Below are 15,680 nucleotides of genomic sequence, written 5' to 3'. Positions count from 1 at the left end.
GTGACGCACCTCGCCGCTTATGGGGGTTTTATATACGTACGAATTTTATGTGCGTACGAAGGTATCCACCGCCACGTCGAAGTACTCCTTCGCCTCCGTCACCTTCCCGACGGGCGCCGACACCCACACGTCGTACATCCGGCCGCCCTCCTCCCAGCAGAGGTCGTACGTGTGCCGCGCGCCCTCCGCCTTGGTGAAGCCGTTCCAGGTGAACTCCCAGAGCGCGGCGGTCTGTCCGTTGTGCGCGGTCTGCGTGACCGTGCCGTCGCGGTAACCCGGGTTCGTGGACGGGCCCTTGGCGTCCGCCCGCTGCATCACCCCGAGCGGGCCGCCCGTCTCGGGATCGGTCACCTTGATGCCGAGGCGGAAGGTCTCCCCCGGTGACATGTAGAAGACCCGCTCGCCTTGCGGATCCCGCGTGAAGTCGCGGGGCACGGCGAGCGAGAACCCGTACGGGTCGTCGGCGACGCGGTAACCGGAGGGCGCCGTACGCGCGGTGGCGGTCGGAGTCTGCTGCCGGGTCACGGTGACGGTGGGCCCGGGGCTCGCGGACGTCGAGGAGGACCCCGACGCACCTCCCGCCGTAGCCCTGGATGTCGACGTAGACGTAGACCTGGACGAAGACGTGCTCGACGAGGACGGCGTACCGCCCCCGCCCCCACCGTCGTTCATCAGCAGCGCCGCGGCCGACACGCCCGCCCCGGCCATCGCGGCGACCAGCGCGGCGGTGACGAGGATGCCGCGCGTGGAGTGCTTCGCGGATCGTTCCTCCACCGTGGAGGGCGCGGACGAGGTCGAGGCCGAGGACGACGGCGGAGGCGGTGCGGGCTTCCGCTTCGGTACGTCCCGCTGCGTGGGCGTGTACGGGGTCAGCAGCCGTGGCGTACGGCCCGTGTCCCGGAAGGCGCGCAGCATGCGCTCCGCCTCCGCCGCGTCGAGCCGCCGTTCGGGGTCGCGCTCCAACAGCCCCCGTACGACGGGCAGCAGCGGCGTGGCCTGGGCGGGTGGACGAATCTCGTCGACGACGACGGCGTGCAGGATGCCGCCCAACGAGTCGCGGCGGAACGGTGATTCACCGCTCAGCACGGTGCACAGCAGCGCGCCGAGCGACCACAGGTCGGACTCGGGGCCCGTCCTGACCCCGGACATCCGCTCGGGTGCGGTGTACTCGGGCGAGCCGACGAACGCCCCGCTCTCGGTGAGCGTCGTCGCGCCCGCGACCTGGGCGATGCCGAAGTCGGTGAGGACCACGCGGTCGGTGCCCGCCTCCATCAGGACGTTGGCGGGTTTGAGGTCCCGGTGCAGGACGCCCGCGTCGTGCGCGCGGCGCAGCGCGCCGAGGAGGCCGATGCCGATACGGGCGGCCTCACGCGCGTCGACCGGGCCGTCGGCGGAGATCCGCTCGGCGAGCGAGCCGCCGTCGATCAACTCCATCACGATGTACGGGCGGTCGTCGTCCACGACCACGTCGTGCACGACGATGATGTGCGGATGCCGCAGCTGCGCGACGGCGCGGGCCTCCCGCAGGGTGCGGTCCCGTTGCAGCCGGGCCTCGTCCTCCGAGAGCGAGTCGTCGACCGCGAGTTCCTTCACCGCGACCCGGCGGCCGAGCAGTTGGTCGGCGGCGCGCCATACGACGCCCATGCCGCCCCGCCCGATCCTGGCCTCCAGCCGGTACCGGCCCGCGATCACACGGACGTTCTCCCCCTCGGTCCCCATGGGCCCCATCATGCCGCACCGGACGAGGACCCTCCGGGCGGCAACCGGCCTAGTTGGGGGCTTCGGGCGACAGGGCTGCCAGGAGGCCGGGCTGCTAGGAGGCCGGGGGGCGCCAGCCGCGCAGTATCGCGTCGAACTGCTGACGCGCGGTGTCCCAGTCCGCCGCCGGCGCCGACATGTAGATCGCGTACTCGACGCCGTCCCGCGCGAGATACGTCTGCTCGATGGCCCGGCGCGGCCCCGGGAACGGCGTCTGCTTCGGCAGCGCTGTCCAGGTGAAGTCCCACAGCGAACCGTGGCAGTCCCGGAAGGTGTTGGCCTGGAGGCTCACCCGCTGGTACTCGCTCAGCTTCGTCAACTGCTGCTCCAGGTCCAGCTGGTGCATGTACGGGTTGTCGAAGTCGGGCGAGTCGTCCACGGCGATGCGGACGAAGTGCTCGCCGCCGTCGGGTGTGTAGTCGACCTGGGTGCCGTTGGCCTGCCGCTCCCAGCCCTTGGGCAGAGCGAGGCTGAAGCCCTCGACGTCGTCGACCCGGTGCCAGTTGTCGGGGACGGCACCGGCGGGCGTCTGCGTCGCGCTCTTCCCACCCGTCCCGCTCGTCCCACCCGAGCTGCCCTTTCCGCCCACGGTGCCGGTCGACGCGGTGGTGTCCTTGCGCCAGCCGTCCGCGTACCGCATGGCCGCGGCGCTGCCACCGCCGACGAGCGCAGCCATGACAATCACGAGGACGGCCCTGCGGCCCCGACCCCGCTTCCTGGGCGCGGCGGAGGCGGGCGCGGGCAGCGGCTGGTGCAGGGTCACGACCGGGGTCTGGGGCGGGCGTACGGAGGTGGTCGCCGCGTCGCCTCCACCGCCCTCCATGTGCTCCGTCGGCACATACGCCTGCGCGGCCTTCGGGCGTCGCCCCTCCGCCGCCTCGGCGAGCATCTGCTCGGCCTCCGACGCGCTGGGGCGCTGGGCGGGATCCTTGCGCAGCAGCGCGGTGATGACGGGCTCCAGCGGGCCGGCCTGTCGCGGCGGCGCGGGCTCCTCGTCGACCACGGCCTGCATGGTGGTCAGCGGCGAGGTGCGCCGGAACGGCGACCGCCCCTCCACCGCCGTGTACAGCGTGGCGCCGAGGGCCCACAGGTCGGAGGCGGGCCCGGGGTCGTGGCCGCGCACCCGCTCGGGCGCCAGATAGTCGACCGAGCCGACGATCTCGCCGGTGCGCGTGATCGTCGTATCGCCCTCGACCTGCGCGATCCCGAAGTCGGTGAGCAGCACGCGCCGGTCGGCGGAGAGAAGTACGTTCCCGGGCTTCACGTCCCGGTGCAGGACCCCGGCGGCGTGCGCGGCCCGCAGCGCGCGCAGCACCCACAGCCCGATCCGCGCCGCCTCGACCGGTTCAAGACGCTCCCGCTCCTTGACCTCGTCGGCCAGCGAGTTGCCCTCGACCAGCTCCATGACGATCCACGGCCGGTTGTCGTGCTCCAGGACATCGTGCACGGTGACGACGGCCGAGTGGTTGATCCGGGCGGCGGCCCGCGCCTCGGCGTGGGTACGCGCGAGCAGCCGGGCCAGGTCGCTCTCGGCGACGTACAGCGCGGCGGTCAGCTCCTTGACCGCGACCGCGCGGTGCAGCACCTCGTCGTGCGCGCGCCACACCCGGCCCATGCCACCACTGCCGATGATGTCGACAAGCCGGTAGCGGCCCGCGAGGAGCAGGCCCTGCATCTGATTCACGTTTCCCCGCAATGTTCTTGACAGGGGTCAGACTAAGGAGCGGCCCCCCGCACAGGGAACCGGCGCGGTCGTACGGAGACCGCACTGTGACGGTTATCCCTTCCGGGTACGGAAGGGAACCGTTCGGCGTTCAGGGCCACATGGGCCGGGTGAGGGGCTGAGGCCCGGTCAGCCGGTGACCTGATACGTCGCCGACGCCTGCTCGTACAGCCGTGTCACCTCGTCCCGTTCGGCCTCCGGGCCGCGCACCTGCACCACGTGGTAGCGCCCGCCGACGACGATCGCGAGGTTGCGCACATAGAGCGAGCGTCCCGCGGAGTCCTGCCAGGTGAACTGCCCCTCGGCCATGGTCCGTCCGCCCACCTCGATCCGCCGCATCCCACTGGACGTGGCCCAGGTCGAGTCCCGGAACGGCTGCAGTTCCTTCTCGCTCTCCCGTTGGTACGTCATCGGATCGCTGCCGTACGTCGACGTGCTGTCCCGGCCGGGTACGACGATGAGCTCGAAGTCCCCGTGGGAGTACACGACCTGGCCTCTGCCGTTCTTCGGCGTACGGTCCCAGCCGTCGGCCACCGCGACGCTGAAGCCCTCGGCGTCCTTGCGGAGCTTGAACCCCTGGGCGACATCGGGGTCGCCGGTCTGCGACTTCGTCGAACTGGACGAACCCGAGGGGCTCTTGTCCGCGCCGGGCGAGGTCTGGTCCGGCCGCGGCTCACTGCTCGCCTTGCCGTCCCCGCTGGTGTCGGGGGCGGGGCTGACACCTCCGGCGGCGCCCGTCCGCTCGCCGTCCGTACCGCTGCCATTGCCGCTGCTCGACTCGGCCTTCGGCATGAAGACCATGGCGTACGTGATCGCCGCGGCCAGCAGGAGCAGGACCAGCAGGAGCAGATTCCGGCCCAGGCGGCGGGGCTTGGCCGATCTCGCCGGCCTTGCCTGCCTGGCCGGCTTGTCCTGCTTGGCACGCTTGTGGCGGGCGTGCGGGCTGGTCGCGGGCAGCCCGGCGCGGCGCCTGCGGACGAGCTCGCCCCGGCGCCGTACGATCGGCAGCCGGCTCGGGTCGACGGGGGGCGCGGCGACGACATGCGCGCCCGCCTCGGGCTCCGGCGCGGACCGCACGAGGGAACGCAGCCAGCCGCGCAACTCCTCGAAGTCGAGCCGCTCGGTGGGGTCCTGGCGCAGCAGCGACTCCACGACGGGCCGCAGCGGCCCGCACTCCTCGGCGAACGCGGGCGGCTCCGCGCACACCAACTGCACCAGCTCGGCGGTGTTCTCCTCCGGATAGGGCGCGTGCCCCTGCACGGCCCGGAAGAGCAGCGCCCCCAATGCCCACAGGTCGGTCTGGGGCCCGATCGGCGCCGCCAGCTGCCAGTTCTCGTGCACCGGCCCGGCCTGCTCCGGCGCCCACCGCTCGGTCACCGGCCCCACCACAGCCATCCGCGCCTGCCGGGCCCGCTCCGCGGCGAGCGCCGTGCTGGGCCCCCGGCGCGGCGGCGCACCGGCGACGAGCTCGTCCCAACGACCGCCCTGGCCCTGGGCATTGGTGGCGGTATGAGGGGTTTGATGGGTTTGATGGGTTTGATGAGTCTGGTCGTGGCCAGGAGCTCGGATGTGGTCAGGCGTGCGGGCAGAAACCTGGGAGCCGGGTCCGCCACCACGCCCGGCAGGGAAGAACTGCTGCCCGGGCGCGAGCGCGGGAGTGCCGTACCCCGCGGCCGCCGCGCCGTTCGCGCCCCCGGGAAGCGCCGCGCGCCCCTGGCCGGTGCCACCGCCGACGGTGCCGGTACGCGGCTGGGCGCCGTGCCAGGTCGCGCCGCCCCCCACTCCGTACGGGTCGGCTATCTGGCCGGGGGGTGCCGGGGTGGCGGACTGTCCGGCCGTCCCGGCCTGTTCGGACGGTGTCGAGGGCCGGGGCGCGGGCAGCGCGACCTGGTTGCCCCGTTGTTCTTCCTGTACGCGGGCAGCGGCACGCGCCCCGGCGCGATACGCGGCGATGGCGCCGGCGCGCGCCGCGCGAATGTCGGCCTCCGCACCCCCCGCGCCCCCTGCCCCGCCCGCTTCGAGCGCACGCGGTCCTGCGCCGGGCGCACCGCCGGCGGGCGTCCCCGATACGGGCGTCCCCTGCTCCGCCCGAGCCTCGATCGCGGCCCGCCGCGCGGCTTCGGGGTCGGCTCCGGGCGCGGTGGCCGCCACGGCCACGCCGGGCGAACCGCCGCCGAACCCGACCCCACCCGGACCACGCACACCGGAACCGCTGGACCCGCCGGGCGTACCAGGCACAGCCCCACCGGTGACGGCGCCGGCGCCGCGCGGGGCACCGCCCCCACCGGTGACGGCGCCGGCGCCGCGCGGGGCACCGCCCGCACCGGGTGAACCGCCGTGCCCCGCCCGCCCGGTGTGTCCACCGGAACCGGAACCGGCCCCGGCTCCGGCCCCGGGCTCAGCCTCCATGTCCTCCCGGACCGGCACCGGGTCGTACCCGCACAGCGCCTCTTCCGCGGCCCCCGCCGCCAGGCCGGTCAGCATGACGCGGCCGTCGTCGCAGACGAGCACGGTGCGCGCGGTGATGTTCCGGTGCACCCAGCCGTGTGCGTGCAGCACGCGCAGCGCGGTGAGGACGTCGGAGGCGACCTCGGCGGCCCGATAGGGGCTCAGCGGCTTCTCGGCGAGCAGCGCGGCCAGCGGCCTCGCGGGCACCAACTCGCTCACTATCCACAGCGACCCGCCCTCGGCGAACACGTCGAAGACCTGGTCGAGCCGGGGATGGTCGGGGATCTGCGCGGCGGCCTGAGCGGCCTCGATCGCCCGCCGCACGGCCGGCTCGGTGGGCCGTCGCGTGGTCCGCGCGGACGCCCGCCGCACCCCGCCGTCCCGTGCCACGAACCCTTCGGGCAGCCCGTCCGCGTCGAGCACCTCGGCCTCGACGACCTCCGGCAACGGCACCTGCCGTACCAGGACTTCCTGCCCGCTGTAGGTGTCGAAGGCCCGGGTCTCGGCGAGTTCGTACTCGTCGGACGGCGGCAGCGGCAGGCGGTAGCGGTCGGCGAGTACTCGTCCCGCATAGTCGTCCACGATGCCTCCCCCGGCCGACGGGTTGGTCAATTCCGTTCGCCTTGCGTCCCGTTACGGCTTCGTACGGTCCGCAACCACTCACGATACGTGCCGGAGGCAATCCACAAAGTGGGGATGCGAGATCTCAGGGCCCCCATGCGTGGCGGAACGTCACATCGGCGAGCGGTACGTCACGACTTCGGCTGGAACGTCGTGGTCAGTGTCTTCCATGTGTCCTTGCGCAGCTCACTGTCCCACTTGGCCGCTTTCGCGGTGTACATCAGCGCGTATCCCTGGTGGGAGTTGACGACGAACCCGCGGTCGATCGACCGGTACTTCGTGCCGCTCTCCGTGTAGGTGAACTCCCAGTCGGCCGTGTTCCAGCCGCGATAGTCCACCTTCTCTATGCGCACCCGCTTGTACTGCGAGCGCGTCATGTACCGCTCCTGGTTCTCCCAGTCCGCGACGGGGTCGTCCTTGGGCGTCGTCGTCCAGCCGACCAGAAGCCTCTGCCCGTCGGGGCCGGTGAACCGGGCTCCCGCGCTGTCCGTGGACTGGTACTCCCACCCCTTCGGCAGCCCGATCGAGAATCCCTGACCGCCCTTGTACGTCGACACCGCGGTGGAGCCCGACGAGCCCGACTCCTTGCCGCCGCTGTCCGTCCCGCTCGACGCGCTCGCACTGGCGCTCGCGCCCGACGTGGCGTTCGCTGTCTCCCCCAGGTCGGAACCCGCGGTGGAGCCCGTCTTGGCACCGCTGTCCGTGTGGTCGCCGTCGCTGCCGCTGTCCTTGCCGCCGCTTCCCGTGGTAGCCCCACTGGAGGCGGCCGCCTTGGTGCCGCCGCTCTTGCTGCCCTTCGACCCGTTGTCGTCGTCCCCGCCACCGAGCGTGAGCGCCAGCACGGTCCCGAGCACGGCCAGCACCACGACCAGCGCGATGATCACCAGCGTCCGCTTCGGCACCACATCCGTCAACGGCGCCCGGGGCGCCGGCCGCGGCGGCCGCTCCGGAGCCACCGGCCACCCGGATCCCGCGGCTCGCCCGCCCGCCCCACCAGCACCCACGGAACCCGCGGCACCAGAAGCTCCAGAAGCAGCACCCGCCGAACTGGAGTTCACCGACGTACTGTCACGAACCTCCGCCTTCCCGGAGGAAGCCGCACCCGCGCCGGCACCCGTCCCGGCGGCAGCCACACCAGCACCGGCAGCCTTCCGCAACCCGGGCGACACAGGCGGCGCGGACGGCGAGGGAGGCACCGGCGCCGAAGGCGACGCAGCTTTGGGCACACCGGCCACACCGGAACCCGCACCCGCACCCGCACCCGCGGAAGCCGCCCCGTCGCCCGCCGCCGACCCGGAACCCTCCGTGCCGACAGCTTTCGCGCGCGCCGTGGCCGCCGCGGTGGCCGCCGCCGTGGCAGCCCCAGCCACCGAGGCGGCCTTCCGCACGGAACGCAGCGCCCCGCGAAGACGATCCGCCGCCTCCTCGCCCCGCTTGGCCCCGGAGCCGCCCGAACTCCCCTTGCCCGGGCCCTCGTCGGGCACCGGCGGCAACGCCACGACCTTGGTCGCGTCCGCCGGCTCCGGCACCGTCTCCCGGGGCTCGGGTGTGTGCAGCACCTTGTTGAGCATCGCCCGGGCGCCCGCGTCGTCGAGCCGCTGCTCGGGGTCCTTGGCGAGCAGCCCGTAAATCACGTTCTCCAGCGGCCCCGCGTTCTTCGGCTGCTCCACCGGCTCGGTCATCACCGCGGTGAGCGTCGCGATCGCGGAACCCTTGTCGTACGGAGGCACGCCCTCCACCGACGCGTACAGCAGCCCGCCCAGCGACCACAGGTCGGCCGCGGGACCGGGCTTGTGCCCGCGCGCCCGCTCCGGCGAGATGTACGAGGGCGCGCCGACGAGCATGCCGGTCGACGTGATGGACGGGTCGCCCTCGACCTGCGCGATACCGAAGTCGGTCAGCACCACCCGGCCGTCGTCGGACATCAGCACGTTGGACGGCTTCACGTCCCGGTGCAGGATGCCCTCACGGTGCGCCGAACGCAGCACGTCGAGTATCGCCAGGCCGACCTCGGCGGCGCGCTTCGGCGTGAGCAGGCCGTCCTCGCGGATGACCTCGGCGAGCGACTTGCCCTCGACGAGCTCCATCACGATCCACGGCCGGTTGTCCTCGTCGACCACGTCGAAGACCGTCACCGCGCCGTTGTTGCGGACCCGCGCGATCGCCTTGGCCTCCCGCAGCGTGCGCGTGATCAGCCGCCGCTTCTCGTCCTCGTCGATGCTCGACGGGAACCGCAGCTCCTTCACGGCGACCGTGCGGCCAAGGGTTTCGTCCTTGGCCCGCCACACCGTGCCCATGCCGCCGCGGCCGAGAACATCCCCCAGCCGGTATCGCCCGGCGAGGAGACGTTCGCTCTTGTCCTGACGGGATGCTCCCGCCCGCTCCGCCTCCGACATGCGTCCCCTCATGCAACCCGCCCTGACAGAGCCTCCATTGTCCCTCACCCGACAAGTACTCCACGCCCAGGGGGCCCTTCCGGCCGGTACTGGCCGCTGCCCGCACAGCTCCGTCCCCCATGATGGGCCGCGACAAGGAAGGACCCGCCATGCCTCCGCCCAGGACACCTCGGACACTTCTGGCCATACCAGTGTCTCTGGCGCTGCTCGGCCTGGCCCCGAGCGGCTTGTTGGCCCCGGCCCCGTCCTCCGTCCCCTCTCCCGTCTCCGCGACCCCAACGGCCTCACAGGCCCTCACATCGCCGTCCACGGACGCCGCCCTCACCCGCCTCGTCACCCGCGGCAAGGCTCCGGCCGCGGCCATGCTGGCGCGTGACGACTCCGGCTCACGCTTCGCCCGCGCCGGATCCGGAATCGCCCGCTCCGACCACTTCCGCGCGGGCAGCATCACCAAGACGTTCATCGCGACGGTGGTCCTGCAACTCGCCGCCGAACACTGGCTGTCCCTCTCCGACTCCGTGGACGATCACCTCCCCGGCCTGGTGCGCGGCGCGGGCAACGACGGCCGCCGGCTGACGCTGCGCGCCCTGCTCAGCCACACCAGCGGCCTGTACGACTTCACCGCGGACACCAAGGGCCTGGTCCCCGTCACCCCGCTTCAGGCCATACGCATCGCACTCACCCACCCCCCGGCCGACCGCGGCCGCTTCGCCTACTCCAACACCAACTACGTATTGCTCGGCATGGTCGTCGAGCAGGTCACCGGCCACTCGTACGCCACCGAGGCCGAGCGCCGGATCATCGCTCCTCTCCGTCTGACCGGCACCTCCTTCCCGGGCGCCCGCACCTCGCTGCCCTCGCCGCACGGCCGCTCGTACACCGCCGACGGCTCGGACGTCACCGAACTCGACCCGCGCGTGGCCGGCGCGGCGGGTGAGCTGGTCAGCACGCTCGCCGACCTCAACCGCTTCTACTCCGCCCTGCTGGGCGGCGACCTGCTGCCCTCGCACTGGCTGCGCGAGATGCTCAACACCCGTACCGCACAGGGCGAGTACGGCATGGGGCTGTTCCCTGTGAAGCTGCCGTGCGGCACCACGGTGTGGGGGCACAACGGCCGGATCTCCGGCAGCTACGTGCGCACCGCGGCCACCGTCGACGGTCGTCGTGTCCTCACCTTCCGGGTGAACACGGATGCGATGGCAGACCCCGACCTCGAACCCGCGCTGCTCGCTGCCGAGTTCTGCCCCCGCACCACGTAGAACGTGCGGGTTCCGAACGAAGATCCCGGAACGCGACACTCGTTCGGGTGACATCCCGCCGGGCGGCCCGGCGGGATGTGCCGAGCGGGTCCTGTCGGCGCACCCGTCGACAGGAGCCATCGACAGGATCTGTCGACAGGGCCCATGACAGGGCCCGTGGAGCACCTCGCCGGCGCACGCCGTCCAGCCCGTGGCACCTGGCACCGCACCCCACGGATCTACAGCGGCACGATGTCCGGCGCTCCCAGCCGCGCCGCGTCCGCAGTCAGGTCGTCCGGCTGGCGCTGGGACTCCCGCTCGGCCTCGACCCGCTTCTCGTAGTGCTCCACCTCGCGCTCGATCTGGTCCTTGTCCCAGCCGAGGACCGGTGCCATCAGCTCGGCGGCGTCGCGGGCGCTGCGCGTGCCCCGGTCGAAGGTCTCGATCGAGATGCGGGTGCGCCGGGTCAGTACGTCGTCCAGGTGGCGGGCGCCCTCGTGCGAGGCGGCGTAGACGATCTCGGCCTTGAGATAGTCATCGGCGGCCGGCAGGGGCTCGCCCAGTGACGCGTTCTCGGTGATGAGGTCGAAGAGCTCCTCGGCCAGCGCCCCGTACCGGTTCAACAGGTGCTCCACGCGCACCACATGGATCCCGGTGCGCTGCGCGATCCGCGCTCGCGCGTTCCACAGCGCCCGGTATCCCTCGGCACCCAGGAGCGGTATGTCCTCGGTGACGCACTCGGCGACCCGCTGGTCGAGGCCGTGCACCGCCTCGTCCACCGCGTCCTTGGCCATCACCCGGTACGTCGTGTACTTGCCGCCCGCCACGACCACGAGCCCCGGCACCGGATGGGCCACGGTGTGCTCGCGCGACAGCTTGCTGGTGGCGTCCGACTCGCCGGCGAGCAGCGGGCGCAGCCCCGCGTACACGCCCTGGACGTCGTCGCGGGTGAGCGGCACCGAGAGCACCGAGTTCACATGCTCCAGCAGATAGTCGATGTCCGCGCTGGACGCCGCAGGGTGGGCCTTGTCGAGGTCCCAGTCGGTGTCGGTGGTGCCGATGATCCAGTGGCGCCCCCACGGGATCACGAACAGCACGGACTTCTCGGTGCGCAGGATCAGACCTGTGGAGGAGTGGATCCGGTCCTTCGGTACGACCAGGTGGATGCCCTTGGACGCCCGTACGTGGAACTGCCCGCGCTCCCCCACCATCCCTTGGGTGTCGTCGGTCCACACGCCGGTGGCGTTGACGACCTGCTTGGCGCGGATCTCGTACTCCCCGCCGCCTTCGACATCCTGCACCCTGGCACCGACAACGCGTTCGCCCTCGCGCAGGAATCCGGTCACGCGCGCGCGGTTGGCGACCTTCGCGCCGTACGCGGCCGCCGTACGCACCAAGGTCGCCACATAACGGGCGTCGTCCATCTGCGCGTCGTAGTACTGCAAGGCGCCGACCAGCGCGTCCTTCTTCAACGCGGGGGCGACGCGCAGGGCGTGGCCGCGGGTCAGGTGACGGTGTGTGGGCAGTCCGCGGCCGTGGCCGCTCGAAATCGACATGGCGTCGTAGAGGGCGACGCCCGAGCCCGCGTACAGCCGCTCCCAGCCCTTGTGCTGGAGCGGGTAGAGGAAGGGGACGGGCTTCACCAGGTGCGGTGCGAGCCGTTCGAGGAGCAGACCGCGTTCCTTCAGGGCCTCGCGCACCAGCGCGAAGTCGAGCATCTCCAGATAGCGCAGTCCTCCGTGGATCAGCTTGCTGGACCTGCTCGAAGTGCCCGACGCCCAGTCACGCGCCTCGACCAGACCCGTGGACAGACCGCGTGTCACGGCGTCGAGTGCGGTACCCGCGCCGACCACGCCCGCGCCGACGACCAGCACATCCAGCTCGTGCTCGGCCATTCCCGCCAGTGACTCGGCGCGCTCCGCCGGCCCCAGTGTCGCTGTCCTCACCGCTGCCTCCCGCTATATGTCGCGCTGGCCGCACCTGTCGGGCGACGCCCGGCTCACATCCCCCATGCCCAAAGTCTGACCTCCTAGCCCGACATCGGCCACCGCCCGCCCGCAGCCTGTGGACAACTCTCGGCGACGCGCAAGGAATCACGGCCGAACAATCCCGCAAATCGGTCATATTTACTCCTAGTCTGACATTGCGCTCGCCCATCCTGTCCACAGGGCTTGCGCACCTGTCCCGCTTCGGTTATTGGGAAGGACGGCCCACGCCATGCCCGCAGATCTCGCCGTCATCGGACTCGGTCATCTCGGCCTGCCGCTGGCCCAGGCCGCCGTCGCCGCAGGCATCCCCACGCTCGGCTACAAAACAGGGCCGGAAGGCGGCTCCCTCACCCCCGCCGAACTGCGCCGGATGCTCTCGGGGGGCTTCCGGCCCGCCGGCAACCCGGCCGAGCTCGGCCGCGTACGCACCGCGGTCATCTGCGCACCGACCCCACGGGGCGCCGACGGCGGCCTCGACCTCAGCCAAGTGGAGGCCGCCGCCCGCACCCTGGCCGCGCAGCTGCGTCCGCACACCACGGTGATCCTGGAATCACCCGTGCACCCCGGCACCACGGAGGAGTTCCTCCGCCCGCTCCTCGAAGAGGGCTCCGGGCTGCGAGCGGGGCGCGATTTCCACCTCGCGTACTCACCCAGTCGGGTAGATCCCGGCAACCGCGACTTCGGTCCCGCCAACACTCCGAAGGTCATCGGCGGTCTGACCCCCGCGTGCACCGAGTCGGCCGCCGCCTTCTACGGGCGCCTCACCGACAAGGTGGTACGCGCGCGTGGACCACGCGAAGCGGAAACAGTGCAGCTCCTGGAGACCAACTACCGGCACGTCAACATCGCCCTCGTCAACGAGATGGCAGTGCTCTGCCACGACCTGGGCGTCGACCTGTGGGACGTCATCCGCTGCGCCGAGACCAAGCCGTTCGGCTTCCAGACGTTCCGGCCGGGCCCCGGTGTGGGCGGCCACGGCATCCCCCAGGACCTGACCGGCCACACGACCCGCTCACTCCGGATGGTCGAACTGGCCCAGCAGGTCAACAGCCACATGCCGCGGTACGTCATCCAGCGCGCCGCCACGCTCCTCAACGAGCACGGGAAATCGGCCCGCGCCGCGCGCGTGCTCCTCCTCGGCGTCACCTACAAGCCCGATCTCGCCGACCAACAGGGCACCCCCGCCCACGAGATCGCGCTGCGCCTGATGGAACTCGGCGCGTCCGTCAGCTATCACGACCCGCACATCCCGGCCTGGAGCGTCCTCGGGCGCCCCGTCCCGCGCGCGGATTCCCTCTACGAGGCCGCGGCCGACGCCGACCTCACGATCCTGCTCCAGCAGCACCGCACGTACGACCTGCAAGGACTGTCCGTGAAGGCCCAGCTGCTGCTGGACACCCGGGGGGCGACCCCGACCGGGGCGGCGCACCGGCTCTGACCTCCCCGAAATCTCCTCACGGGCTGTCACTCCGGCCTGCTAATGTGCGGCAGCTCTCGCACACAAGTGCGCCCGCGTCCCGGGCGCCCTCAGATGTGCGCTCACGTCCCTGGCGCACATCACAAGTGCGCACACATTCCCTGGGGGGAACCACATGAGTCAGTCGACTCCGCCGCCGTCCGGTCCACCGGTCGACAACCCGTACGCGGGCCAGAACCCGTACGCCGGCCAGCCCGGCCAGCCGCCCGCCCCGGGGCAGGGTGCCGACCAGGCCGGCTTCCCGCAGCAGGGCGCCCCGCTGGGCGCGCCCCAGCCCGGCTTCCCGATGGCCCCCGTCGCCCCGGCCGCTCCGGTGCGCAACAACCTCGGGCTCGGCCTCGCCGCCGCCGTCGGTGCCGCCCTGGTCGCGGCGGGCGTCTACGGCGCCATCATCGGCCTCACCAAGCACGAGATCGGCTGGGCCGCCGTCGGCGTCGGCTTCCTGATCGGCCTCGCCGCGGGCCGCTTCGGCGGCCGCAACCCGATCCTGCCGATCGTCAGCGTGGTGCTGTCCGCCGGCTCGGTCTACCTCGGCCAGCTGATCGGCGAGGCCATGATCGGCTCCAAGGAGGTCGGCATCGGCTTCAACGAGCTGTTCTTCGACCACTTCGACGTGGTCCAGGAAGCCTGGAAGGCCGAGGCCGACCCGCTGACGTTCGTCTTCTTCGCGATCGCCGCGTACGTGGCGTTCTCGAGCGCCCGGAAGGCCGGTCAGTAGCCGGAAACGGCATGAGAAAGGGCCCGCCCACCCATGTGGTGGACGGGCCCTTCGTGCGCTACGAACTTTCGCGCCTACGAACTGCCGTACGAGCTAGCGCTTGTGCTGGGAGTCCGCGACCGTCACCTCGACGCGCTGGAACTCCTTGAGCTCGCTGTAGCCGGTCGTGGCCATGGCGCGGCGGAGGGCGCCGAAGATGTTCATCGAGCCGTCCGGGATGTGCGACGGGCCGGTGAGGATCTCCTCGATGGTGCCGACGGTGCCGAGGTCGACCTTCTTGCCGCGCGGCAGCTCCTCGTTGACCGCCTCCATGCCCCAGTGGTGGCCCTTGCCGGGCGCGTCCGTGGCACGGGCCAGCGGGGAGCCCATCATCACGGAGTCGGCGCCGCAGGCGATGGCCTTGGGGAGGTCGCCGGACCAGCCGACGCCGCCGTCGGCGATCACGTGCACGTACCGGCCGCCGGACTCGTCCATGTAGTCGCGGCGGGCCGCGGCCACGTCCGCGACGGCGGTGGCCATCGGGACCTGGATCCCCAGCACGTTGCGCGTGGTGTGCGCGGCGCCGCCGCCGAAGCCGACGAGGACACCGGCCGCGCCGGTGCGCATCAGGTGCAGGGCCGCGGTGTACGTGGCGCAGCCGCCGACGATCACCGGGACGTCCAGCTCGTAGATGAACTGCTTCAGGTTCAGCGGCTCGGAGGCGCCCGAGACATGCTCCGCGGACACCGTCGTACCGCGGATGACGAAGATGTCCACGCCCGCGTCCACGACGGCCTTGGAGAACTGCGCCGTGCGCTGCGGGGACAGGGCCGCGGCGGTGACGACGCCGGAGTCGCGCACCTCCTTGATGCGCTGCCCGATCAGCTCCTCCTTGATGGGAGCCGCGTAGATCTCCTGGAGGCGGCGGGTCGCGGCGTCCACATCCAGCTCGGCGATCTCGTCGAGCAGCGGCTGCGGGTCCTCGTACCTCGTCCACAGGCCTTCGAGGTTGAGGACGCCCAGGCCGCCCAGCTCGCCGATGCGGATCGCGGTGGCCGGTGAGACGACCGAGTCCATCGGGGCGGCCAGGAACGGCAGCTCGAAGCGGTAGGCGTCGATCTGCCAGGCGATCGAGACCTCCTTCGGGTCTCGCGTACGGCGGCTCGGAACGACGGCGATGTCGTCGAAGGCATACGCCCGGCGGCCGCGCTTGCCGCGCCCGATCTCGATCTCAGTCACGTGTGTGGCCTTTCCCTCTTCGCTTCTGCGCCTCCCAGTATCCCCGACGCCTACGACAAGGGCGGCCCCGGAGCCTCCGGGACCGCCCTTGGACG

Annotated in this window: 9 protein-coding genes; 3 read left to right on the top strand and 6 right to left on the bottom strand. The window is 71.9% G+C overall.

Translation table 11 applies throughout. The annotated features are described in order from the left end of the window. Positions 1–45 precede the first annotated feature (45 nt). The 4 genes from AB5J50_RS30695 to AB5J50_RS30680 form a co-directional block, all read right to left on the bottom strand. Positions 46–1,719, bottom strand: a complete 1,674-nt coding sequence (locus AB5J50_RS30695; RefSeq protein WP_369261385.1) for a serine/threonine-protein kinase — start codon at positions 1,717–1,719, stop codon at positions 46–48. A gap of 94 nt (positions 1,720–1,813) precedes the next feature. Then, positions 1,814–3,433 (bottom strand): serine/threonine-protein kinase, encoded by a 1,620-nt coding sequence (locus AB5J50_RS30690; protein WP_369265554.1) that lies wholly within the window; start codon positions 3,431–3,433, stop codon positions 1,814–1,816. A 177-nt stretch (positions 3,434–3,610) separates the two neighbouring features. Then, positions 3,611–6,511: a protein kinase gene (locus tag AB5J50_RS30685; protein WP_369261384.1), complete on the bottom strand. Its 2,901-nt coding sequence runs from the start codon at positions 6,509–6,511 to the stop codon at positions 3,611–3,613. A gap of 170 nt (positions 6,512–6,681) precedes the next feature. Then, positions 6,682–8,946, bottom strand: a complete 2,265-nt coding sequence (locus tag AB5J50_RS30680) for a serine/threonine-protein kinase (RefSeq protein WP_369261383.1) — start codon at positions 8,944–8,946, stop codon at positions 6,682–6,684. Positions 8,947–9,095: 149 nt separating this feature from the next. Here AB5J50_RS30680 and AB5J50_RS30675 point away from each other — a divergent pair, with 149 nt between their 5' ends. Further along, positions 9,096–10,205: a serine hydrolase domain-containing protein gene (locus AB5J50_RS30675; RefSeq protein WP_369261382.1), complete on the top strand. Its 1,110-nt coding sequence runs from the start codon at positions 9,096–9,098 to the stop codon at positions 10,203–10,205. A 218-nt stretch (positions 10,206–10,423) separates the two neighbouring features. Here the strand turns inward: AB5J50_RS30675 and AB5J50_RS30670 are convergent, their stop codons facing one another. Continuing rightward, positions 10,424–12,130, bottom strand: a complete 1,707-nt coding sequence (locus AB5J50_RS30670; protein WP_369261381.1) for a glycerol-3-phosphate dehydrogenase/oxidase — start codon at positions 12,128–12,130, stop codon at positions 10,424–10,426. 271 nt (positions 12,131–12,401) lie between these two features. Here AB5J50_RS30670 and AB5J50_RS30665 point away from each other — a divergent pair, with 271 nt between their 5' ends. After that, positions 12,402–13,610 (top strand): nucleotide sugar dehydrogenase, encoded by a 1,209-nt coding sequence (locus tag AB5J50_RS30665; protein ID WP_369261380.1) that lies wholly within the window; start codon positions 12,402–12,404, stop codon positions 13,608–13,610. Positions 13,611–13,764: 154 nt separating this feature from the next. After that, the gene (locus AB5J50_RS30660) at positions 13,765–14,367 is read left to right on the top strand and encodes a hypothetical protein (RefSeq protein WP_369261379.1); all 603 of its coding nucleotides are present in this window, start codon (positions 13,765–13,767) and stop codon (positions 14,365–14,367) included. A gap of 93 nt (positions 14,368–14,460) precedes the next feature. Here AB5J50_RS30660 and AB5J50_RS30655 read toward each other — a convergent pair whose 3' ends face one another. Further along, positions 14,461–15,585 (bottom strand): GuaB3 family IMP dehydrogenase-related protein, encoded by a 1,125-nt coding sequence (locus AB5J50_RS30655; RefSeq protein WP_327431063.1) that lies wholly within the window; start codon positions 15,583–15,585, stop codon positions 14,461–14,463. Between the last annotated feature and the right edge of the window lie 95 nt (positions 15,586–15,680).

The sequence above is a fragment of the Streptomyces sp. R35 genome (genome assembly GCF_041053035.1).
GTDB lineage: Bacteria > Actinomycetota > Actinomycetes > Streptomycetales > Streptomycetaceae > Streptomyces > Streptomyces lutosisoli.
Note: the sequence above shows the minus strand (reverse complement) of the source record. Positions and strands in the feature narration are given on the sequence as shown.

What these genes read in the sequence shown, in the direction of transcription:
- AB5J50_RS30695 (WP_369261385.1), bottom strand. Translation starts at nt 1,719, where the DNA reads ATGGGGACCGAGGGGGAGAACGTCCGTGTGATCGCGGGCCGGTACCGG.
- AB5J50_RS30690 (WP_369265554.1), bottom strand. Translation starts at nt 3,433, where the DNA reads ATGCAGGGCCTGCTCCTCGCGGGCCGCTACCGGCTTGTCGACATCATC.
- AB5J50_RS30680 (WP_369261383.1), bottom strand. Translation starts at nt 8,946, where the DNA reads ATGTCGGAGGCGGAGCGGGCGGGAGCATCCCGTCAGGACAAGAGCGAA.
- AB5J50_RS30675 (WP_369261382.1), top strand. Translation starts at nt 9,096, where the DNA reads ATGCCTCCGCCCAGGACACCTCGGACACTTCTGGCCATACCAGTGTCT.
- AB5J50_RS30665 (WP_369261380.1), top strand. Translation starts at nt 12,402, where the DNA reads ATGCCCGCAGATCTCGCCGTCATCGGACTCGGTCATCTCGGCCTGCCG.
- AB5J50_RS30660 (WP_369261379.1), top strand. Translation starts at nt 13,765, where the DNA reads ATGAGTCAGTCGACTCCGCCGCCGTCCGGTCCACCGGTCGACAACCCG.